Raw genomic sequence first — 22,135 nt, 5'->3', positions numbered from 1 at the left:
TAATAGGTGATTTTGGATTAACTGCATAGAATTAAATTTCCAACTTTTTTAAATGAGGTTTGCTAAAATAAATGGTAACTGTAAAAGTGACTTAAGTAATTATTTAATGTAAAGATTGGTTGGTGATCATTTGAATACGTATGGAGACGAATTGTTTAAGGGATCTGCTATGTATTATTCAAAATACAGACCTATGTATCCTTCTGAACTAATTAGATTTCTAGTAGAGAAATTCTCTTTAAATGGAGAGCAGAACCTCCTAGATCTTGGATGTGGAACAGGACACCTCACAATCAGATTTTCTGATTGGTGTAAAAAAATCGTTGGGATTGATACTGAACCAGAAATGATTGAAGAAGCGAAACGTCTACATCAAGAGATTAGAATAGGGCAAATTCAATGGTTTAATGGAACACTAAATCAATATGTACATAATGAACAATATAGCCTCGTGACGATCGCTAAAGCCTTTCATTGGATGGACAGACCAACGATTTTAGAGGAACTTTTTCCAATCATTACGGATGGCGGAGGAGTAGCTATTATAGACAACTATAATCCAAATCAACCACTTACAACATGGCAGGTAAGAATGAATGAAATTATAGAGAAATGGTATGGAACTGATCGAAAAGCTGGAAAGACTACCTATACCCATCCGATTAAAAGTCATGAGGAAGTACTAACTAACTCAAAATTCAATTTAGAGATTCACCAATCACCTACATACGACATCATTTGGAACATTGAATCAATCCTTGGAAACCTATATTCCACCTCTTTCGGTTCAAAACGATTTCTTGAAAATAATGTGGAAAAATTTGAACAGGAGCTTAGAGAAGCCTTGCTAGATGTTTGTCAGTCCGGAGAATATAAAGAAACAGTATCATTGTCTGTAAAGTTAGGCTTAAAGAATTGATAAATAAGGAAGTTATTTCTTTGATGTCCAGCCATAAAGGAGGAGGCAATAGAGTTCATAAAAAGGGTTGGTGTTTATGGTTTTATGTCTCAATCATTCAATGAATAAACCGAGAATTAAATCTAAAATCCTCGGTTTATTTATCATTAAATCCTTTACTTTACTTGTATAAAGGATGTGCTCCCAGTGTTCTTGAGCGTTATTAAAAAGTAAAAAAAACCGGGAACAAAAATGATCGTTCCGATTATTAGAAATACCGGCCTTACCCCTAAATCCCAAAATGGAGAGGAGGCAAACAGAATTCCTAATGGCATAGTGAGCCGGAGGAAAAATAATCGAACGGAGCTCAATTGTGCTAAACGTTCTTTTGCTACACCTTTTTGGAACATGGCGGCACTGTGTGCATTAAACAGAGGGAATAATATACCTCCACTTAATTCACACAGCCATGCATAAGGAATAGAATGTGTGAAAAATAATAATATGAAAGATAAGCCTCCCCCCATTAAACCGATGTACATAAACAATGGTGACTTAGGAAGACTCGTTAATATCCATGTGCCAATAACATAACCAACAGGAAAGGCTGCAGAAAAGATCGCATACTCCCAATATTCTCCGTCCAAACTTCCTCTAATAAAAGGCACACTTAGAACCATTGTGACTCCCACGGCAAATTGAACGGTAGAAGAGAGGAGGGTCAATCGGAAAAGACCTGGATATTGAAAAAATATTTTGTACCCTTCCTTCATCTCTTTCCACCAAAATCGCTTTGTCCATGGAGATACGGCCTGTTTGGGATTATCTGCCAGCCGTTTAAGAGATAGAAAGCTTATTAAGAACATGATTGCAGAAAAGACATAGATGAAGTGAAAGGGGATGAATAATAAAAATAAGGAGGCAGCTCCCGGTGCGAGAAAGCTCATAAGACGAAGTGTGCCGTCCAATAATGCATTGGCATTTACCAGTTCCTTTTCTTCACAAAGCTCCGGCAGAAGGGAGAAAGAGAGACTTGCGTAAATAGGCTGCATTAAACCCAGTAAGCATTGCAATATGAATAAACCAATAATAGCGCCATTCTCTGAGACCAGAATAAAACCCAATAAAGGAAGTAAATAAGCGAATGAGCGAATCAGTTGTATATTACGCAAAAGTCTTTCTTTAACCATGTAATTTAAAAATGGAGAGCTAATACATTGTAAAATTAACGAAGGGATAAAATAAATCAGCCAAAGTATACCCATCCATTCTTTCGAACCAGTCAATTCATACAGTAGTAATCCATTTACAATTCCACCAGCTGCTCCGCCTAATTCAGAAACAATTTCTCCAATCCAAAGAGCTTTAAACGATTTTGAATAATTTTTCATAAAGGATTACCCAAATAATGAAATAGCTTAGTTGAAAAATCTTTAAGCTGAGCGGCATTGATTGAATAGATTCCTTTATCCGCACGAATAAATTTGGCCGATTTTAAAATGGAAAGCTGATGATGCAGAGTTGTCTTTGAAATTAAAAATTGGACGCTTAATTCCTGCAGGGACCTTGGACCTTTAATCAATTGATGAAGCAGCTTTAAGCGGAGCTCATCCCCAAGCGCTTTATGGCCAGCAATTAATTCCTGTGAAGGTACATCTGATTGCCTAAAATAGTCTTCTTTAACTGGATAGAAGATCAGTTTGGTATCTACTGTTCGAATTTCCAGTATCCATGGCCGATAAGAAACATGAGGGACCATCTTTACAGACCATACGGAAGGTTCCGGTATATAATTCGCTCGGCCGCTTATTTGCTCAATGATCTCGGTGGGATTCTTTTCTTCCAATGATTGATGCTGTTTTTCTTCAAATTCCAGTGCTTTTAACCATTTATTCCATTCCTCGAAGCTTCTTACCCATTGATACCATCCGTCTATAATGGTTTGATAGAGAACACATATTTCTTTGAATTGATATTTACCAAGATTAAGAACGTAGTCTCCCAAATAATCATGCTCTGAAAAATGTTTACTATACTCAGTAAACAAATGCTTTTCCTTATAATTAATCGCTGTATTTTTACGTGCTTCTTCACAGACTCGATTTTTATATGGAAGAACGGTTTCGTAAAAAGTATTTGGCGAAATATCAGCCAAAGCATCAAGAAACTCCTGAATAGAAGATGAAGAAAATTTTGCTTGCAGCATTATCAGTCCATACCAAAGGTTTGTATCTTCGATTTCTTTTAAATCCTTAGAAAGAGATATTGGCAACTTGTTTTCCCAAGAGGACCATATTGCTTCCTGCTCAAAAGTATGCCGCATCTTTTCATGAGTATAGCCAGCAATACCAAGGATAACTTCCCAAACTGGTGAAGATTCTACTTGCATAGATAGCGATTCTATCGATTCAAACGAATAAAGATCCTGCATTTAATCCCCTCCATTTTTTGGATTATATTCAGATTCTAAATTAGTTGAATCATATATTCAATATATTTGGAAAAATAAAATTATTTTCCTCTTAATTAATCGATTTAAATATGTGTTATTTCGAGTTGCCGCTAGTAGGAAAATAGACTTCCTTGATGACCAATTCGGTTATATGATTACCACTGGTGAACTTGCATGAACCAATACAGTTTCAGCATTCACCGGAATAAACAACATGTAAAAAGGGATGTAAACAGTTGTTTACATCCCTTAGTCATTAGATTTTCATAACTCCACCTGTACTGGCGGAAGTGACGAGTTTCGAATAGCGTGCCAGATAGCCGGTCTTGACCTTTGGCTCAAAACCTTTCCAATTCGCTCTGCGGAGTTCAAATTCCTCGTCTGAGATTTCCAGTTGAATGGTACGTTTATTCATATCGAGTTCAATGATATCGCCATTTTCAACAAAGGCAATAGGGCCGCCTTCAGCAGCTTCAGGTGATATGTGGCCAATGCTGATTCCTCTTGAGGCACCAGAAAAACGTCCGTCTGTAATTAAGCCTACTTTTGCGCCCAATCCTCTTCCGACAATTTGCGAGGTAGGAGCGAGCATTTCCGGCATACCAGGACCGCCTTTTGGGCCTTCATAACGAATGACGACTACATCTCCTTCTTTTACTTTGCCGGTAATAATACCTGATAAAGCATTCTCCTGAGAATCGAAACAAATAGCAGGGCCTCTGTGATAGCCGCCAACTTCGGGATCGACCGCTCCAACTTTAATAATTGAACCATTTGGTGCAAGATTGCCAAACAGTACAGCCAAGCCGCCACGTTCAGAATGTGGATTGCTTAAAGGACGAATTACATCATAATCTAAAATCTCACAGCCCAGCACGTTTTCTCTCAATGTTTGGCCAGAGACAGTTATACATTCTCCGTTTAAAGCACCCGGCTTTTTCAGCAATTCATTAATAATAGCACTGACACCACCGGCATTATGTACATCCTCAATATGATAATCAGATGCCGGCGCTATTTTTGCCAAGTGGGGGACTCGGCTGGCAATCTCATTAATACGCTCCATCGGGTATTCGAATCCAGCTTCATGAGCCAATGCGAGAGTATGAAGGACTGTATTCGTTGAACCACCCATGGCCATGTCAAGAGCAAATGCATTATCAATCGTATCGATGGTCACGATATCACGCGGTTTAATGTCTGTTTTAATGAGCTGCATCAGCTGTTTGGCTGATTGTCTGACAAAATCCTTTCTTTCCTCTGCAACGGCAAGGATTGTCCCGTTACCAGGTAAAGCTAAACCTAAGCCTTCCGCTAAGCAATTCATTGAGTTCGCGGTGAACATTCCGGAACATGAACCGCATGTTGGACAGGCGACCTGTTCAAGCTCCTGCAGTCGCTCTTCATCAATTTGTCCGGATTGATAGGCACCGACACCTTCAAAAACGGAAGTGAGGGAGAGGGAGTTGCCATCTTTATCTTTACCAGCTTTCATTGGTCCGCCACTGACGAAAATAGTTGGGATATTGACACGAAGAGCAGCCATCATCATACCAGGTGTGATTTTGTCACAGTTTGGAATACAAACCATTCCATCAAACCAATGCGCTGATACGACTGTTTCAATAGAATCCGCAATAATTTCACGACTCGGCAAAGAATAACGCATGCCGATATGGCCCATAGCAATCCCATCATCGACACCAATAGTATTGAATTCAAACGGAACCCCACCCGCTTCACGGATTGCTTCCTTTACAATCTTTCCGAATTCCTGCAGATGTACATGACCAGGAACGATGTCAATATAGGAATTGCAAACCGCGATGAATGGTTTTCCAAAATCCTCTTCACTTACACCAGCCGCTCTCAGTAAGCTTCTATGTGGAGCGCGATCTATTCCTTTTTTTATCATATTACTACGCATTTCAGTCATGACAATCATCTCCAATTAGGTAAATTTATCTGTATATTTAGAATTATTCAACATTTTAACATTAAATGAAGTAATATCCTATCATAATTGGAAAAGAATTATATTTTTTATATAAATATCGTATTGCTGATGTAACTTTCATACTTGTTGAAACTCTCTTCGTTTGAAGACACATTATTTTCATTTTATTGAAAATCAGGGTAAAATAATGCGTATTACTTACATGACGTTTCATAATATGGATAAAAATTCTGACTTGGTAGTAGAACTTCAATCAAGACAGAAAGGATTTGATCGTTTGTTAGATTACAAGTTAATGGTCACTTTATATGAAGGAGACTATGAGAAATGGGTTAACACTGGGATTGCATTAGGGATTGTTTTGCTATTCATCCTTTTTAGGAAGCTAGTTACGAAGTATGTCTTTCAGTTGATATTAAAATTGAGAGAGGATAAGCCAAATGATTTATTTATTCAAGTTTTTAAAAGCTTTGAAAAACCGATCAGTTGGCTGTTTATTATCATTGGTCTGTACATAGGGGTAAAGTACTTTCCATTCATCAATCAACATAATCCTTTTTTCTTAAAATTATTGCGTTCGATGATTATCTTTTTGATTACCTGGGGATTATTTAATTTGTCCTCACCTTCACAAGGTATTTTATTAAATATTAATGAGAAAATGAATCAAAAAATCGATTTGATCCTCATTCCCTTTATATCCAGAGCCATGAGAGTGATTATCGTAGCCATCAGCATTAGTATTATCGGTCAAGAATTTGATTATGACGTAAATGGATTGGTAGCCGGTCTTGGTTTGGGTGGTTTAGCTTTTGCCTTAGCAGCTAAAGACGCTGTTGGTAATTTAATTGGCGGAATTGTAATCGTCACAGAAAAACCTTTTTCTATCGGTGATTGGATTTTAACATCTAATGTTGAAGGAACTGTGGAGGATATAAACTTTAGAAGTACAAAGGTTCGTACATTCAGCCAGGCGTTAGTGACTGTACCTAATGCTACGCTGGCCAGCGATGCAATCACGAACTGGAGTCGAATGGGAAAACGAAAAATCGATTTTCATTTGGACGTCGCCTACCAAAGGGAGACAGATCAACTTGATAATCTAATAGAGGAAATTAAACATTTGCTGCGCTCACATCAAGGTGTTCATCAGGACACCATTGTCGTAGCCTTCGATCAATTTAAAGATCATTATATAAAAATACTAGTTTATTTCTTTACCAATACTACTGCCTGGGAAGAACATGTCCAAATTAAACATCAAATCAATTTAAGTATCATGCAGCTGTTAGAAAAAGAGGGAATATCTTTGGCAGTGCCTATGCAAAAAGTTTCTGTTGATCCTGAGTTTTCATTAATAAAAGAAAGATCAAATTAAATCATTTTAATATACCACTGTGAATTAAGTGATTCATAGTGGTATATTTCTTTTATAAAGAGTATTCACTATAACAGTGCTAGAAAACCTTAGATATTAACCATATTTAAAAAAGAGGGAATACATTCTTTGCCACACAAGCCATCTCCAATTTCTCCAGTGTTTTACAATAATCAACTTCTACATTTTCAATAGTTTGATTCATACTCAGAACCATTTCCTTTACAATCGTTGAATCCTTATACCATTCTGTATATTGAGGTGGCGAGTGCGATACATCTTTCCATACATATGAGAGTGAAGGGCTATAAAAGTGAGGAGATCCAGATAGCAGCCTGCATTCTCTTAAACGAACTTTATACTTTTTTCCTGGAAATTCTTCATTTATATCATTAAAAAGATGCGGCCAATAATCCTTTCTTGAGCCTGTATGCGGCGTATTTAATGCCCATTGTTCAATTTTCTTCAAACTTCTATCATTAAATAAACACGTATACAAATCCTTTCCAATTTGAATCCGGCTATCGAGCTGTTCAAAGTGATGGATCGTTTTACCCGCAAAACTGATCTTCGTATTATTTTTCAAATAAGGAAATAAAATTTGATTCATTGATAAATGATCTTGTAGAGAAAATTCAGGTTTTACAAGGACCTGATTATGGATATTGGGTTCTTTTATGAGTGTTTCTTCTAAATGGTTTTGTTCATTTATGATAAGTGCCACCGTTAGAAGAGCTGAATCTTTATATTGCCAAAAGTAAGTCCAAACAGTTTGCATATACGCTGAAACAAATAAATGAGGCAATAAGTAGGCGAGATTCCGACCGTATTTAAGTGATTCTTCATACATGAGTAATTGAGGATAGGCATCATTAAAAATCAACCAATTGCCCCGTTCTAAAAACAAAAAGAATGTTTCAGCTTCCTTTTTCTCCAGCAATCTTGATAAACAAGTACCCTTTAAGTCAGTCATATTCCATCCGGCATTTCTGGAAACCATATGGGCAAGAAATGACCAATGGATCTCTGGATGGTTTTGATAAAAAGAAAGATAGGCTTTAGTCCTGGTAATATTATTCTGATTGGCTAAGCTTGTTTTTTCACGTATCATTCTTAAAATCATTTCATCTTCATGCGTCATTTTGTATATTACTTTCTTTTTTTGATCAAGCATCTTTTTCATTTCAGTTAATGTTCCGGATAGTTCTGTTTTTTTCTTTTTAAACCAGGGAAAGGACATAAATATATCTCCTTCTAATAAAAAATAATTAAAGGTGCTCTATTTTATTCTTTGAAAATTCGGTTTATACACATGCATAAAGCGTTAAGATAGACGATTGCCGCTTGGGAGGAGTAATCTAATAAGCAGCATGAATAGCTTTTACTTTGTCAATAATTTGTTCAGTTTCCGTATGAAAGTGAACATATTAGATATTTCAGTCTGTAGTTTTGTGAAAAAATGTTTGATTGAAAAGAAGTGAGGTTACGACATGAAACAACCAAAGACATCAGAGGAATATACATTAGGAAAAATATTGCTATTCTTTATCCCATTGGCTCTGTCAGCTAGTTTGACTTCGGTATCTCACGTTATTATTAACGGGACACTTAGTCGGGCTGAAGCAGCGGAGGTCATTATATCCAACTATGCAATTGCTTTTTCACTGTTTAGTATTATGGAAAGACCGGCTTTAGTATTCAGACAAACAAGCTCAGCCTTAGCAAAAGGGAAGTCGACCTTCCAGGCTATTTGCTCTTTTTTCATAAAAATCATCGTTTCTTTAATGCTTATTTGTATGTTAGTCGCGTTTTCACCGCTTGGAGAATGGATATTCACTTATTTATTTAATGCTGAACCTGAGAATATGTCAGCTTTAATGAACACCTTTAAGGTTTTAGCTGTTGTGATTTTACTATCAGGCATCCGTACGTTATATCAGGGAATTATGATTAATCATCTTGAAACAAAATGGGTGACCTATGGTGTGATTATTCGCTTGATTGGTATGATTGCAATTGCATTTTATTTCATCCATTATGCGGATTTACTGTCAAGTATAGCCGGAGCCATCATTTTCTTAACCGGTATGTTAATCGAATGTGTAATCAGTATCTGGAGAGGCCATCGTTTAATAAAGACAGAGAATCTGGATGAAGATGATGAACAGCCATTGACCCAAAGAGAGATTGGAAAGTTTTATACGCCATTGGTCTTTTACTTATCTTTTCAAACGCTTGTAACACCTATCATTTATGCTTGTTTAAGCTTCATTGACAATGTAAATCTCGGGATCGCTTCTTTTGCTCTTGCCTTCAGTGTAACGAATTTGATCATCAGCTTTTTTATGTACACCCATCAGGTCGTTCTTCAATTTTATGATACAAACAAAAAAGCGGTCTTTCAGTGTATTGTGATTTTTAGTATAGTTCCTACAACATTATTGCTTATATTATGCTATACACCTGCAGGCTTCTGGTTTATGGATACGATCTTTGGCACAACCGGTACATTGGCTAAAGAGACATTGCAGGTGCTGCAATTCTTTATTATAAAAACCTTTGTTTTTCCTTGGGTGGATTACTTAGGGGGCATTTTAATGCTAAACAAGAAAACAGGAGCGATGTTAAAGCCACAGCTTTATAATCTGATTACGGTTGTAATTATTTTAGTGACATTTGTTGTCCTGTTCCCTTCATTAAATGGAAGAGCGGGTGCCATAGCTGCTTCTCTTGGGGAATTGGTTGGCTTAGTATTCGTTTTTATGGTGGTGCAAAAATATAATAAGGACATAGATAAGCAAGCTACTCAAATGGAATCCATGTAAGTAAAAGGGAGGTTATTCAGATGAATAATCTCTTTTTTTTTGCAGCTAAAAGACTCATAGCATGAGAAAGAGTGAGGAGAGTAAATATTCTTTGTATCCACCCTATCTGTTATACATATTTCCCCTAAATCATTAGTACTTTTATTACTTTTCTTCCTGTTCTAATTTCTCTAATGCCTATTTTTCAGTTAATGGGTAATTCCTGTCTAGTTAGACCCCTCAATGACGACATATTGCTACCGGTATGACGATATTAAGTACTTACTAAATTAGTAATCTTTATTTCCTGTAAATGAAGAGTCTAAAGTGATGAAAAGCATCCAGGGAAAAGAAGAATAAAAGGTTATAACTGGAAGAGACGATAATGCGAAATGTCTAAAAATTCGACAAATATAAAGTATCTCGTGGGAATTAATATAAAAAGTTGTAAATGTAAGGCATTTTTAGTTATTATAGTAAATATATAGCGCTTTACTAGTTAGTAATTTCATAAACTAGTAAATATTAACTAACGAAATTTATTGAATTATGTAAATATTCGTTATTTCACCCATGGCTACTATACAGAAAATCCAAAACGAAAGAAGGAGAGAACGTTAATGGCTATAAGCTTACAAAAAGGACAACGAATTGACCTGACAAAAGGTAATGCAAATCTAAATACGATTATGGTTGGTTTAGGTTGGGATCCAGTAAAGAAAAAAGGCGGCTTTTTTAGCAGAAGTGCAGATGTAGACTGTGATGCATCAGTTATTATGCTGACTGCAGATAAATTGCAGAGTAATAAAGATCTTGTTTATTTTGGGAATAAAAAAAGTGCTTGTAGTTCTGTTATTCATTCAGGAGACAACTTAACTGGGGATGGCGATGGTGATGATGAATCCATTAAAATCAACTTGAAATCTGTTCCAAATACATACAACAAATTAGTTTTTGTCGTAAACATTTATAACTGTGTTCAAAGAAAACAAGACTTTGGCATGATTGAGAATGCTTATATACGTGTTGTGAATCACGATACAGGCGAAGAATTAGTTCGATTTAATTTGTCGGATAATTATGCTGGCTTAACAACATTGATTACAGGTGAAATTTATCGTCACAATTCAGAATGGAAATTTGCTGCTATTGGTGATGGAACGAAAGATAGCAGTCTATCGGAGATATGCAGCAAATACCAATAATAAATATTAATTAAAATACTGGAGGGAAATAAAATGGCAATTTCATTATCAAAAGGACAAAAAGTAGATCTTACAAAAACAAATCCTGGTTTAACAAAAGTAATAGTAGGTTTAGGATGGGACGTAAACAAATATGATGGCGGACATGATTTTGACCTTGATGCATCCGTATTTCTTTTAAATGAAAGCGGAAAAGTATCCGGCGGAGAAGATTTTGTTTTCTATAATAATACAACAGGTGGTGCTGGTTCCGTAACTCACTCTGGTGATAACTTAACTGGAGAAGGTGACGGCGATGATGAACAGGTTAAAATCTCAATCCAAAGTATTCCACAAAGTATACAAAAAGTTGCTTTTGCTGTAACCATCCATGATGCTGATTCCAGAAGTCAAAACTTTGGTATGGTTTCAAACGCTTTCATTCGAATTGTGAACGAAGAAACGAATGAAGAACTGATCAGATATGATTTGGGAGAAGATTTTAGCATTGAAACTGCCGTTGTTGTAGGCGAATTATACCGCCATCAAGGAGAATGGAAATTTAGTGCGATTGGTTCCGGTTACCAAGGCGGTTTAGCTGCTCTTTGCAATGACTATGGATTACAAATAGGATAATACTATTCGTTTATTAAATAGTAATATACGAATTTGAGAGGTGTGATTTTGCACATGGCTATTCAACTCAGTAAAGGTCAACGTATTGACCTGACTAAAAACGATCCAACATTGCAAAAAATTGTTATCGGTTTAGGATGGGATGTAAAAAACTTTGATGGAGGTCAAGATTTTGACTTGGATGCCTCTGCGTTCATCTTAAATGCCCACGGAAAATGCCGTAACGATTTCGATTTCATTTTTTATAATAATCTTCAAAGTACGGATGGTTCCGTTACCCATACCGGAGATAACAGAACGGGAGAAGGGGAAGGCGATGATGAACAAATCAAAATCGATCTTTCTAAAATCCCCGATGATGTGAACAAAATTGCTATTACAGTAACGATTCATGATGCGGAAGTTCGCCGTCAAAATTTTGGACAAGTTACCAACGCTTTTGTACGTCTAGTAAATGAAGATACGGGCGTTGAGGTTTTACGTTATGACCTTGGAGAAGATTTCAGTATTGAAACAGCTGTCGTATTTTGTGAGGTTTATAGACATAACCTTGATTGGAAATTCAATGCGGTTGGTTCCGGTTATCAAGGCGGGTTACATTCATTGGTTAAAGCATATGGCTTAAGCGTTTAAGCATAAATGATTAGTTAGGGGGAATTATTTCTTTCCCCAATTATTTTTAAGATATACAACGGAGGGTTAACACTTTGGAAATTTTAGAACAAATCTTAAGTACGTATGCTTTATTTTTTGACTTGGACATGTGGGCGGAAGTATTAACTGATCCTGTAGCATGGGGACTAATTGGGTCCTTAGTAATCATAGAAGGATTATTGTCCGCTGATAATGCCCTTGTTCTGGCTGTTTTAGTAAAGCATCTTCCTGAAAAACAACGAAAAAGAGCACTTATGTATGGGATGTTCGGTGCCTACTTCTTCCGTTTCTTATTTATTGGAATAGGCGTATACCTCGTTAAATTTTGGTTCATTAAAGTTTTAGGTGCTGCGTACTTAGCATGGATCGTAATCCAGCATTTTCGGTCAAAAGCCGGAGATGGCGAAGACGGCGTAAAACAATTTAATAAAAATTCATGGCTTACACGTACAATCGGAATATTCTGGAGCACGGTTGTTTCAGTAGAATTAATGGATATTGCGTTCTCAGTGGATTCTATATTAGCTGCATTTGCAATATCTGATCAAGTATGGGTACTTTTGGTTGGCGGTATGTTAGGAATCCTAATGATGCGTACAGTTGCCGGTGTATTTTTAACATTAATTGAACGCGTACCTGAACTCGAAACTACTGCATTTATACTTATTGGGATTATCTCAGCAAAAATGTTTGCAAGTGTTTTTGGCTTCCATGTATCTCATTATGTATTTTTTGCGATTATCATTGTCGCTTTTCTCGCAACTTTTATCATTCATTATATCAATAAAGGTAAAAATATTGATAAAAACACGGAAATGGCTGCATCTAAAGATAAATAAAAAGATCTGGCTTGAATTAAAGACGGCTACTGTGTTCGTAAACAGTAGTCTTTATTTTTATATGAAAGGAGCATAAGAATGCAACATTTCAGCTATGAATCATCCATAAAAATGAAAGAGATTTTTTATATGGAACCGGAGCCTTTTACGAAATATACAGATAAAGAGGTACTTGCTTATGCCCTTGGTGCCACTCTTTATATGCCTGCTATAAAAGCGAATATCGCAAAGGATATCATTAACAAAAAGTATCAAGAGCTTACTTCATTAGTGATTGATTTGGAAGACTCAGTTGCTGATTGTATAGTTGTGGATGCTGAAAACAAATTGCTGGAACATCTATCTATACTATCTGAGCATCTTGAGGAAAACAAAATAAGCATGGATGAACTGCCGCTTATTTTTATAAGAGTAAGGGACCCAATCCAAATGAGACGAATAACTAAGCTCATTAACGATTATTTGTACATACTTACAGGGTTTGTTTTTCCAAAATTCAATTATGAAAATGGGAAAGAATTTTTAGCAATCCTGGATGAAATCAATAAAAATAATAGCTTACTATATGGTATGCCTATATTGGAGTCAGCTGAAATTATTTATAAAGAAACCCGAATGGATGCTCTATTAAAAATAAAAGAATTATTGGACTCATATAAGAGCTATATATTAAACATCCGGATAGGAGCTACTGATTTTTCCGGTTTATTTGGTATACGAAGAAAAGTAGACACAACTATTTATGATGTGTCGGTGATAAGAGATTGTATCACGGATATTATCAATCTCTTTACCAGACAGGGTGATGAATATGTAGTTTCCGGGCCAGTTTGGGAGTTCTTCTCAAAAGATAACCGTATCTTAAAACCAACACTGCGTGTAAGTCCTTTTCAAAGAAGATATGGCAGCTCTGGTCTAGTAAAACAGACTGAATTAATCAATGAATATTTAGATGGTTTAATTAACGAAGTCCTCCTGGATAAATTGAATGGAATTAACGGAAAAACCATTATACACCCTACTCATATTAAAGTAGTGCATTCTTTATACACCATTACACATGAAGAATATATAGATGCTATAAGCATCATAGCGAACCGCGAAGGGAATGCAGGGGTTTTAAAAAGCTTGTATGAAAATAAAATGAATGAAATGAAACCTCATTATTATTGGGCGAAAAAAGTCTTACTCCGAGCCAAGGTATTCGGTGTATATAATGTTGATCAAGATTTTACTAGTTTACTCTTAAATCAAGGACATGATGAACAAATTCTAGAGGTGAAATGAAATGACAGCAACGAGAGTGAATATAAGAGAAGTAACGCACCAAATACTGGATGATTTAACAGTTAGGATCGAAGTCTATGATAATCCATATGATTTCGAAACACATCATTTATTTAAAATGGCGACTCGCATTAATAAGAAACGTAATTTTTTATTCGTAAGTACGGTTTTAGGCAAACATCTGGCTGTTAATCCTAAAATACCTCTACTGGTTGGTCATTTATTATCCCTGCGATATTTAGAAGTCGTCTACGGCAAGAAAGATATGCGTGCAGAGGCAATCGCTGAGGCTATAAAAACTGGTGGAAACATTGAGGAATCCTTGCTTTTAGTTGAAGAAGATCCGATCAAACTGCCAAAGCCACTAACCATTATTGGTTTTGCTGAGACGGCTACAGCATTGGGCCATGCGGTATTTAGTTCCTTTGATAAACATGCAAAATACATACACACAACAAGAGAAAAAATAGCTGAAATCCCTTCAATCATTAATTTTGAAGAAGAACATTCCCATGCCAGCAGCCATTATGTCTATTCAAGCGATCCTGCTTTTTTTGATAACGACCAAGAAATTGTATTAGTGGATGATGAAATAACAACGGGTAAAACAGCAATCAATATTATCCGAAAAATCCATTCTGTTTATCCATCAAAAAAGGTATTTACATTGATATCGATTTTGGATTGGCGCACAGCTGAGCATCGTTCACAATATCAGCAATTAGAAAGAGAATTAGGGGTTACCATACATCCAGTGTCTTTAATGGATGGAACAATCTCGATTAATGGTCAACCTGATTTAAAGCTAGAGGATCAACTTGCTGCTCCTAATCAAACTTCTGAGCAACACGTTTCATTTATACCTATCCATCATTATTTTAAAGACCATCACTTTAATCAATTTACTTCTATCAATACTGATGAGTCTCTAAATGCTTCCCCTTATTCACAGGCTACAGGGAGATTTGGTCTGGATATAGAAGAAGAAAGAAGTTTTTCTCCTATTTTTGAAGAGATAGGCGGTATTTTGAAACAGCATCGCAAAGGTAAGAGGACCTTGGCTATAGGTACCGGGGAATTTATGTATATACCTATGATGATTGCTTCGTCCATGGGGAGTGAGGTTTACTTTCAATCTACTACTCGAAGTCCAATATACTCTTTAGAAAAGAGTGATTACCTAATTCATAATAAATTTACATTTGATAGTCCTGAAAATAAAGGGATCGTAAATTACTTATATAATATTGAAATCAATCGCTATGACGAGATATTTATATTTATTGAAAGAAACTCATCTCATGAATCAGTAAATTCCATACTATCCGCATTAAAACAAACCGGAATTAATTTCATTACTGTCATCACTCTAACGGAAATGAATCAGTAAGGAATTCATATCAACCATTTTCTTTCTAATTGGCTAGAACTGTTAGATATCATATATAGTTTCATACTTTTATAGTTATATACTGCTCCACTATACAACCAGGAGGGATTTTATGCTTAAACGAAAACTAATACCGGATCAAATGGGAAGCTACAACGAAGATGATGCCATATTTTTATTAAGAGATATTAGTGATTACGTTTTTGAAACCAAAACGGAAGAAAGAGAAAGTTTGATCCAATCCGGTATACACTATTCGGAAATGCTCCCTGTCGAATATCATCCTCCAAAAGAATATATAAATTTATTTCATGATACATTAAAAAAATATTCAGAGCGTCTAGCTGTGGCTATTGGAACAGTGGCCGAACAGATTATTGAACGTAAAGGAATGGATAACTTAGTTTTAGTCAGCTTAGCAAGAGCTGGAACACCAATTGGAGTGTTGATTAAACGTTATTACGCCTATAAATATCAAATCAATGTTCCTCACTATTCTATATCTATCATTCGCGGCAGAGGCATTGATGAGGCAGCTATTGATTATATTTTTGAGCAGCATTCTCATGCGAACATTCAGGTAATAGACGGCTGGACAGGAAAAGGAGCTATTACGTTTGAATTAGCTGAAGCATGCGAGAAATATAATTCAACTCACTCGAATTATATTGATCCTTCATTGGCCGTGTTAGCCGATCCAGGGCATTGTGTAGATATATATGGAACAAGAGATGACTTTTTAATCCCATCCGCTTGTTTAAACTCTACGGTATCAGGATTAGTAAGTCGTACTGTATTAAACTATGAATTCATGAGCAAGGATGACTTTCATGGTGCAAAGTTTTATAAAGAATTAGCGGATGCAGATTTATCGAATTTTTATGTGGATACGATTAGCGAGGATTTTGGGAAAGTAGAAGAGCAAGTGAAACAATCCTTGGAACAATTACGTCAAGAAGATAAAACACCTACGTGGCTCGGGATGGATTCTATTGAAAGAATTCAAAACATCTACAATATTAGCAATACACATTTTATCAAACCAGGTGTTGGAGAAACAACACGTGTTTTATTGCGAAGAATACCCTGGAAAATCCTAATCAATCCTAATCATTCAAATGATTTATCACATATTTTGTTTTTGGCTAAAGAGCGAAATGTACCGGTTGAGGAATTCAGGGATATGTCCTATACATGCTGCGGAATTATAAAAGAGGTATAAGGAAGGGATTACTATTATTTTATTTACATCCGATTTAGACAGAACTTTAATTTATTCAAAAAATATGATGGACAAGTACCCCATCGATAATCAAATAACACCAGTCGAATTTAAAGATGATCAGGTTATTACCTATATGTCTCAAACTTCTATTGACCTTTTACAACAATTTAATCAACAACATCTATTTGTACCAGTAACGACAAGAGCACTATATCAATATGAGAGAATTGAAGTATTTCAACAGAAAATAAAACCTAAATATGCGATTGTGAGCAATGGCGGAACGATTTTAGTAGATGGAAAGCCTGACTCTGAGTGGGACGATTTTATTAAAAACCATCTCTCTGTTACTTCACTTCCACATCATGACATGCTAAATACGTTCGCAAAGATCCGTCATGATTCCTGGGTTGAGCGTGAGTTTTATATCGATTCCTTGTTCTATATGTACCATGTAAATAAAGATACCTTACCACATCAAGAACTGCTGTCCTTTGAAGATGAATTAAACAAAATCGGATGGAGAACATTTTTGCACGGAAGAAAACTCTATATACTGCCAAGTAATTTAAATAAAGTTTTTGCAGTGGAGCATTTAAAAAAGCGGCTGGACTATGATATTCACACTGCTGCCGGGGATTCCCTTATGGATTATGATATGATCGCGATTGCCGATAAAGGATATAGTCTAAAGCATGGAGAGCTTTACGATGTCAAACCGAACGATCCAAAAATAAACTGGTTAAAAGGTAAAGGAGCAGCTTCCACAGAGGATTTAATTAAAAATCTTCTGAGCCTGTAAGAAAGCTGTAACTCGGTGGGAGTAAGAGTATAAAGTACTATCCCACTGGGTTACTGCTCATTCTTTCAATTGTTTTAGCAATTTTATTTCTAACTGAATAGCGATTCCTAAAAAACATCTATGTAATTGACCGAAAATATCATAGATTTTTTAGTTTATAGAAAAATGGACTGATTACGGGCGTATAATATTCTCCCAAAGTTATATTTTTTGTAAAAAAAGAGCAGATTTCCCAAATCTCTTAGCGCAACTGTAAAAAAATAGATATATAATATTAATGTACGAATCATCTTAGAGAAAGGAGTTTAAATATTGAATTACATAAAAATAGAACCTTTATTAAACAAATCTACAGCAGAATGGTTAGAGTTATTTCTTTCTTCTATTCGTACAAGACCATCCTATCATTTAGATGAATCAACTTTTCGTTTTCAAAGAATCAGTCTCCGAGTATTAGGTATTCCACTCGACGAAGATGAATACTATAACTCCTTATACGACATGCACCAAAAACCTTTTATACATGTGTTAAGTGAAGAATTGGATAAAACGATTGATAATCAGGTGTTCCAAACTATACATGATGTTTTAACCTTACATCGTACAGAAAATAAAGGATTATCAATTAAACGATTAATAGCCATTTTTTATGGTAAAAACTTAATACCTAAGCATACGGATTCTACAATTAACAGGCATGTACAAATATCAATCATTAAAGTGGTTGAACATTTTAAAGATAAACAGAAGAGCGGGTTGCTCTCACCTGAATTCCGCAGATTTATCATCGATATGATTAAGTGGCTTAAAAATCATTGGGAAAAATGGTCTAAAGACCTCCAAATAGGTTCAGATTTTCCGAAAGTCGTTTGGTATGGAGATCTATCCTTAAGTCAGCAATATTTTTTATTACTGCTCATGGAATTTGGTTGTGATGTTTTAATTTTGCATCCTGCAGGCACAGACTTTTTTAGCGATCTTGATAGAGAAAATGAATTTTCACTACCCTATGTGTATACGAATAAAGGGAAGCTGGAACCATTCCCTACGAAAGAAAGAGAGCGGCAAACGACTGTAGCGTATCGAGCCAACAAACAGCTTGAAATCATGTTAAATGATCATGAGTCTGGTATTTATAAACCTTGGCAATTTAGAAATTTCAAGCCTTCATCTACAACATTAAGAATGACCTATGATGATGTATTTATATATGCAAAAGAAAAAGCAATGATTAGGCCTCAATTTAAAATTGATAAGGATCGAGTAATCATTCCTGTCATATTCACAAAAATCAATGGAGTTTCACGAGATCGAGCGGATTATTGGTCTAAAATGAAGGGTCTCAAGGATTCTTCACTCTCGAAAAACATTCGCGAATTTCCTTTCACGACAAAGACAAAAGCCAATTATCATTTTCATTTTCAACATTCCTTAGATAAAGATGGCGCACTGTCACCCGAAAAAATGCTCGCAGGAAATTGGTGGAGATATGGACCTTTGCCGATTGAGCTGCAAAGGGCCATCGCCTGGACGATTAAAGAGTACTGTGAACATCCTAAATTACTAAAGCTGAATCATGAAACAGAATATGATTTGCAATTATTTTTATTTAAACAAGCGAGCTTGATTCCTGAAGATTTTCTGAAACAATTACAACAATTTGATTATTCTCAGGATGTGCCAAGAATCGTTCTATACAATATGGGAACTAACAGTACATTTACCCGTGAGGATGCGGCACTGCTGCTGTTTTTAAATGAATTTGGTGTGGATATTGTGTTATACAATCCAGCAGGACAAACCGATATAGAGAATTTTGTAGACCCATCTCATTACGATACCCATTGGCTAGAAGATATTGTTTTTGAACAAGAAATTCCAGACTTTCAGCAAGGAGAAAAATCATTCATTAAAAAGATTATTAAAAGAATATTTTAACTGATATCTAAAAGACTGAATCAACAAATATTCCAATGATTGGGGAAATAACTAATGGTAAATGAATTACAGATTAAACAAAATACAGATTTGACAGAACAGTCTGCTAATGAAGTTAGAATGCAGCTGCGCAATGAAGCACAGGTCCTTCAGATTGTTGAAAATATGGACCTGCGCAATCAAAATGAATTATTATCACTTGGGAGAGCACCGGCAGAACGGCTTTCTCAGTTTTCAGACAGAATATTAAACACGATGGCACTTTCGAAAATTGATGAATCCGGTGAATTATTAATTCAATTAGAGAAATTAATGAAACGGTTTGATAAAAATGAAATCATGAAAGAACCTAATTTCATCGCAAAATTGTTTAAAAAAGCGAAGGCGACAACGGAAGCTCTCTTTAAAAAATATCAAACATTAGGTGGAGAGCTTGATAAAATTCATAGAGAATTTGCGATGATTGAGGATGAATTAAAGCGGACAAATCAAAATCTCGAAGGTTTATATGAAGAAGATATTGAATATTATTTCGAATTAGAAAAATATGTAGTAGCTGCTGAAATGAAATTAGAGGAAGTAAATCAGACGTTAATCCCTGAATGCGAACAACGAGTAAATTCAGGCAATCAAATGGCTCGGATGGAGCTGGAAAATCTTCGTACAGTCAAAGAATTATTAGAAAGAAAAATAGATGATTTAGAAAAAGCCCGTATGGTAGCTGTTATTGCCGCTCCACAGATTAAAACCATGCAACGTGGAAATAATGATTTAGTTGCAAAGATTAATAGTGCCTTTGTTACAACCATTCCGATTTTTAAAATGGGCATTATTAATACGGTCAGTGCAAAACGTCAAAAAGTACATTCAGATTCATTGAATGCATTTGAAGATCGCACGAATCAAATGTTAAAGGATGTCACTAGCGATATTATGAATCAAAGCATTGAGATTGCTCAGCGTTCCGGTAGCTCTAGTATTAAAATGGATACCATTGAAAATATGTGGGATACGATTGTTAAAGGAATAGATGAATATAAAAAGGTTAAAGAAGAACAGTCCATGCAACGGATTGAAGATAAAAAACGTTTGGAAACGATTAGAGAGGATGCGAAACGCGTCCTATCCCAATCCTAACCGATTACCCCTATCTATAGTGAAGATAGGGTTTTTTTTATATTCTATATCACCAATTGGCTGGTAATTCGAGTGAATATTAGCTTTTTTATCGATTCATTTGAAATATCGACTTAATATGATTCTTTTTCTATCTAAAATTTGTAAATTAAAATATAATTAATTTATGTAAATAAAATACAAATAAGGAAGGTGTAATATAATGGTTAACTTAAATAAAATTGAATTAAAGAAAAAAGGACAAAATATCAATCTAACAAAAAGTACGAATCAATCACTCGGAGAACTGCTCGTAAACCTAAATTGGAATCAAAAAAGTGCTCCTAAATCCGGTGGATTCATGTCTGCTTTATTCGGTAAGTCTAATAATGTCGACCTTGATCTTGGTTGTTTATTTGAAATGAAAAATGGAGAAAAAGGCTGTGTCCAAGCTCTTGGCAATGCTTTTGGCAATTATAACGCAAGACCTTTTATAAAATTGGATGCTGATGACCGTACGGGAAGTGCCATAGGCGGAGAAAATCTTCGGATTAACGGAGATAAAGTCACCGAAATCAAGCGAATTTTAGTATATGCATTTATATATCAAGGAGTAGCTAATTGGTCTCAGGCAGACGGTGTCGTAACTCTTAAGTATCCTGGAGGTTCCGATGTAGAAGTAAAACTAGATGAACATCTGAACGGGAAAAATATGTGTGCAATAGCAATGATAGAAAATGTTAACAACGAAACATTCAAGGTGGAAAGACTAGTAGAGTACTTTAAGGGTCATCAGGATATGGATCGTGCTTTTAATTGGGGTATGAACTGGGTAAGTGGTTCAAAATAAAAGATTGTACCACAGATAGCAATTTAAAAAATAACAAGGGAGAGTTACGGATGCAGCCGATCTTATTAAAAAAGAATATTGCTAAAGTTGTTTTAGAGAAGAAGAAATTACAAGGCGTTGTAGCCAGAGTAGGAGTTGTGTTAGACATATCAGGTTCTATGCGAGCTTTATACCGTGACGGGGTTGTCCAGGAACAGTAGAGAGAATCCTGGCTGTAGCAAGCCAATTTAATGATAACGGTTCATTGGATGTATGGGTCTATGACAATGAATTTTCCAGGCTGCCTGTTGTTACAGAAAAGGATTTTGTCAATTATGTCAATGATAAGATAGTAAATAATCAGTCCATACATAAGTTTGGAAGAAATGACGAACCACAAGTTATGAAAGATGTTATACATAAATATATGAAAGAAGAACCAGCAGATGAGCCAGTCTTTTTAGTATTTATTAATGATGGCGGATGTAAATCAGGTATTAAAAAGATTATTGCAAATTCTTCAAAAATGCCGATTTTCTGGCAGTTTGTAGGTATAGGTGATTCTAATTTTGATGTGTTAAGAAAGCTGGATACAATGGAAGGCCGACTTGTGGTTAATGCAAATTTCTTTCATCTATATAATTTGGAAGATGTGTCCGATGAAGAATTGTTCGATCAATTATTAAACGAATTTCCACAATGGTTAGAGGAAGCAAAGCAAAAGGGGATCTTGAGATAATATACTC

17 protein-coding genes and 2 pseudogenes are annotated in these 22,135 nt (G+C 35.6%); 15 read left to right on the top strand and 4 right to left on the bottom strand.

The window, feature by feature from the left end:
* Positions 1–115 precede the first annotated feature (115 nt).
* Positions 116–919: a class I SAM-dependent methyltransferase gene (locus FHY47_RS04415; protein WP_225983698.1), complete on the top strand. Its 804-nt coding sequence runs from the start codon at positions 116–118 to the stop codon at positions 917–919.
* Between the two features lie 155 nt (positions 920–1,074).
* On the opposite strand, the gene FHY47_RS04410 is transcribed toward FHY47_RS04415, so the two are convergent.
* From FHY47_RS04410 to ilvD, 3 genes are all read right to left on the bottom strand, one after another.
* The gene (locus tag FHY47_RS04410; protein ID WP_148629728.1) at positions 1,075–2,289 is read right to left on the bottom strand and encodes an MFS transporter; all 1,215 of its coding nucleotides are present in this window, start codon (positions 2,287–2,289) and stop codon (positions 1,075–1,077) included.
* Positions 2,286–3,329, bottom strand: a complete 1,044-nt coding sequence (locus FHY47_RS04405; RefSeq protein WP_148629727.1) for an ArsR/SmtB family transcription factor — start codon at positions 3,327–3,329, stop codon at positions 2,286–2,288. The genes FHY47_RS04410 and FHY47_RS04405 overlap by 4 nt, the downstream gene beginning before the upstream one ends.
* A 277-nt stretch (positions 3,330–3,606) precedes the next feature.
* Entirely contained in the window at positions 3,607–5,286 is a 1,680-nt protein-coding gene (gene ilvD / locus FHY47_RS04400) for a dihydroxy-acid dehydratase (protein WP_187393431.1), read from the bottom strand.
* 238 nt (positions 5,287–5,524) lie between these two features.
* On the opposite strand from ilvD, the gene FHY47_RS04395 reads away from it, so the two are divergent.
* Entirely contained in the window at positions 5,525–6,685 is a 1,161-nt protein-coding gene (locus tag FHY47_RS04395) for a mechanosensitive ion channel family protein (protein ID WP_225983695.1), read from the top strand.
* 106 nt (positions 6,686–6,791) lie between these two features.
* Here FHY47_RS04395 and FHY47_RS04390 read toward each other — a convergent pair whose 3' ends face one another.
* The gene (locus FHY47_RS04390) at positions 6,792–7,925 is read right to left on the bottom strand and encodes a DUF2515 family protein (RefSeq protein WP_066103759.1); all 1,134 of its coding nucleotides are present in this window, start codon (positions 7,923–7,925) and stop codon (positions 6,792–6,794) included.
* A 250-nt stretch (positions 7,926–8,175) separates the two neighbouring features.
* On the opposite strand from FHY47_RS04390, the gene FHY47_RS04385 reads away from it, so the two are divergent.
* The 13 genes and pseudogenes from FHY47_RS04385 (at position 8,176) to FHY47_RS04325 (ending at position 22,128) form a co-directional block, all read left to right on the top strand.
* Positions 8,176–9,510 (top strand): hypothetical protein, encoded by a 1,335-nt coding sequence (locus FHY47_RS04385; protein ID WP_066103760.1) that lies wholly within the window; start codon positions 8,176–8,178, stop codon positions 9,508–9,510.
* Positions 9,511–10,109: 599 nt separating this feature from the next.
* Complete coding sequence (locus FHY47_RS04380; RefSeq protein WP_066103763.1) at positions 10,110–10,694, top strand: TerD family protein; 585 nt, start codon at positions 10,110–10,112, stop codon at positions 10,692–10,694.
* 33 nt (positions 10,695–10,727) lie between these two features.
* Positions 10,728–11,309: a TerD family protein gene (locus FHY47_RS04375; RefSeq protein WP_066103765.1), complete on the top strand. Its 582-nt coding sequence runs from the start codon at positions 10,728–10,730 to the stop codon at positions 11,307–11,309.
* Between the two features lie 54 nt (positions 11,310–11,363).
* Positions 11,364–11,942, top strand: coding sequence for a TerD family protein (locus FHY47_RS04370; RefSeq protein ID WP_066103766.1), 579 nt, complete (start codon positions 11,364–11,366; stop codon positions 11,940–11,942).
* 128 nt (positions 11,943–12,070) lie between these two features.
* The gene (locus tag FHY47_RS04365; RefSeq protein ID WP_373925477.1) at positions 12,071–12,802 is read left to right on the top strand and encodes a TerC family protein; all 732 of its coding nucleotides are present in this window, start codon (positions 12,071–12,073) and stop codon (positions 12,800–12,802) included.
* A 78-nt stretch (positions 12,803–12,880) separates the two neighbouring features.
* The gene (locus FHY47_RS04360; RefSeq protein WP_066103770.1) at positions 12,881–14,089 is read left to right on the top strand and encodes an HpcH/HpaI aldolase/citrate lyase family protein; all 1,209 of its coding nucleotides are present in this window, start codon (positions 12,881–12,883) and stop codon (positions 14,087–14,089) included.
* A gap of 1 nt (position 14,090) precedes the next feature.
* Positions 14,091–15,479, top strand: coding sequence for a phosphoribosyltransferase family protein (locus tag FHY47_RS04355; RefSeq protein WP_148629726.1), 1,389 nt, complete (start codon positions 14,091–14,093; stop codon positions 15,477–15,479).
* Between the two features lie 112 nt (positions 15,480–15,591).
* Positions 15,592–16,701 carry a cysteine protease StiP family protein gene (locus tag FHY47_RS04350; protein WP_139891926.1) on the top strand — a complete coding sequence of 370 codons (1,110 nt, stop codon included), beginning with the start codon at positions 15,592–15,594 and terminating at the stop codon, positions 16,699–16,701.
* 7 nt (positions 16,702–16,708) lie between these two features.
* On the top strand, positions 16,709–17,506 hold the full coding sequence (locus tag FHY47_RS04345) for an HAD family hydrolase (protein ID WP_308810536.1): 798 nt from the start codon (positions 16,709–16,711) through the stop codon (positions 17,504–17,506).
* Positions 17,507–17,818: 312 nt separating this feature from the next.
* A complete protein-coding gene (locus FHY47_RS04340; RefSeq protein WP_140461468.1) occupies positions 17,819–19,444 on the top strand; it encodes a YceG family protein in 1,626 nt (541 codons plus the stop codon).
* Positions 19,445–19,498: 54 nt separating this feature from the next.
* Positions 19,499–20,581 (top strand): toxic anion resistance protein, encoded by a 1,083-nt coding sequence (locus tag FHY47_RS04335; RefSeq protein ID WP_066103781.1) that lies wholly within the window; start codon positions 19,499–19,501, stop codon positions 20,579–20,581.
* Positions 20,582–20,780: 199 nt separating this feature from the next.
* Positions 20,781–21,410, top strand: a pseudogene (locus FHY47_RS04330) (TerD family protein); the annotation flags it as partial.
* Positions 21,411–21,460: 50 nt separating this feature from the next.
* Positions 21,461–22,128: pseudogene (locus FHY47_RS04325) on the top strand (vWA domain-containing protein).
* The last annotated feature ends 7 nt before the right edge of the window (positions 22,129–22,135 follow it).

The organism is Bacillus sp. E214 (genome assembly GCF_008087365.1).
Classification (GTDB): Bacteria; Bacillota; Bacilli; order Bacillales; family Pradoshiaceae; genus Pradoshia.
The sequence above is the reverse complement of the archived record's forward strand: the minus strand, read 5'-3'. Positions and strand labels throughout refer to the sequence as shown.

Bases quoted from the DNA above. Each gene is read 5' to 3' on its own strand.
- FHY47_RS04410 (WP_148629728.1), bottom strand. From the start codon at position 2,289: ATGAAAAATTATTCAAAATCGTTTAAAGCTCTTTGGATTGGAGAAATT.
- FHY47_RS04405 (WP_148629727.1), bottom strand. From the start codon at position 3,329: ATGCAGGATCTTTATTCGTTTGAATCGATAGAATCGCTATCTATGCAA.
- ilvD (WP_187393431.1), bottom strand. From the start codon at position 5,286: ATGACTGAAATGCGTAGTAATATGATAAAAAAAGGAATAGATCGCGCT.
- FHY47_RS04395 (WP_225983695.1), top strand. From the start codon at position 5,525: ATGGATAAAAATTCTGACTTGGTAGTAGAACTTCAATCAAGACAGAAA.
- FHY47_RS04390 (WP_066103759.1), bottom strand. From the start codon at position 7,925: ATGTCCTTTCCCTGGTTTAAAAAGAAAAAAACAGAACTATCCGGAACA.
- FHY47_RS04385 (WP_066103760.1), top strand. From the start codon at position 8,176: ATGAAACAACCAAAGACATCAGAGGAATATACATTAGGAAAAATATTG.
- FHY47_RS04380 (WP_066103763.1), top strand. From the start codon at position 10,110: ATGGCTATAAGCTTACAAAAAGGACAACGAATTGACCTGACAAAAGGT.
- FHY47_RS04375 (WP_066103765.1), top strand. From the start codon at position 10,728: ATGGCAATTTCATTATCAAAAGGACAAAAAGTAGATCTTACAAAAACA.
- FHY47_RS04370 (WP_066103766.1), top strand. From the start codon at position 11,364: ATGGCTATTCAACTCAGTAAAGGTCAACGTATTGACCTGACTAAAAAC.
- FHY47_RS04365 (WP_373925477.1), top strand. From the start codon at position 12,071: ATGTGGGCGGAAGTATTAACTGATCCTGTAGCATGGGGACTAATTGGG.
- FHY47_RS04360 (WP_066103770.1), top strand. From the start codon at position 12,881: ATGCAACATTTCAGCTATGAATCATCCATAAAAATGAAAGAGATTTTT.
- FHY47_RS04355 (WP_148629726.1), top strand. From the start codon at position 14,091: ATGACAGCAACGAGAGTGAATATAAGAGAAGTAACGCACCAAATACTG.
- FHY47_RS04350 (WP_139891926.1), top strand. From the start codon at position 15,592: ATGCTTAAACGAAAACTAATACCGGATCAAATGGGAAGCTACAACGAA.
- FHY47_RS04335 (WP_066103781.1), top strand. From the start codon at position 19,499: ATGGTAAATGAATTACAGATTAAACAAAATACAGATTTGACAGAACAG.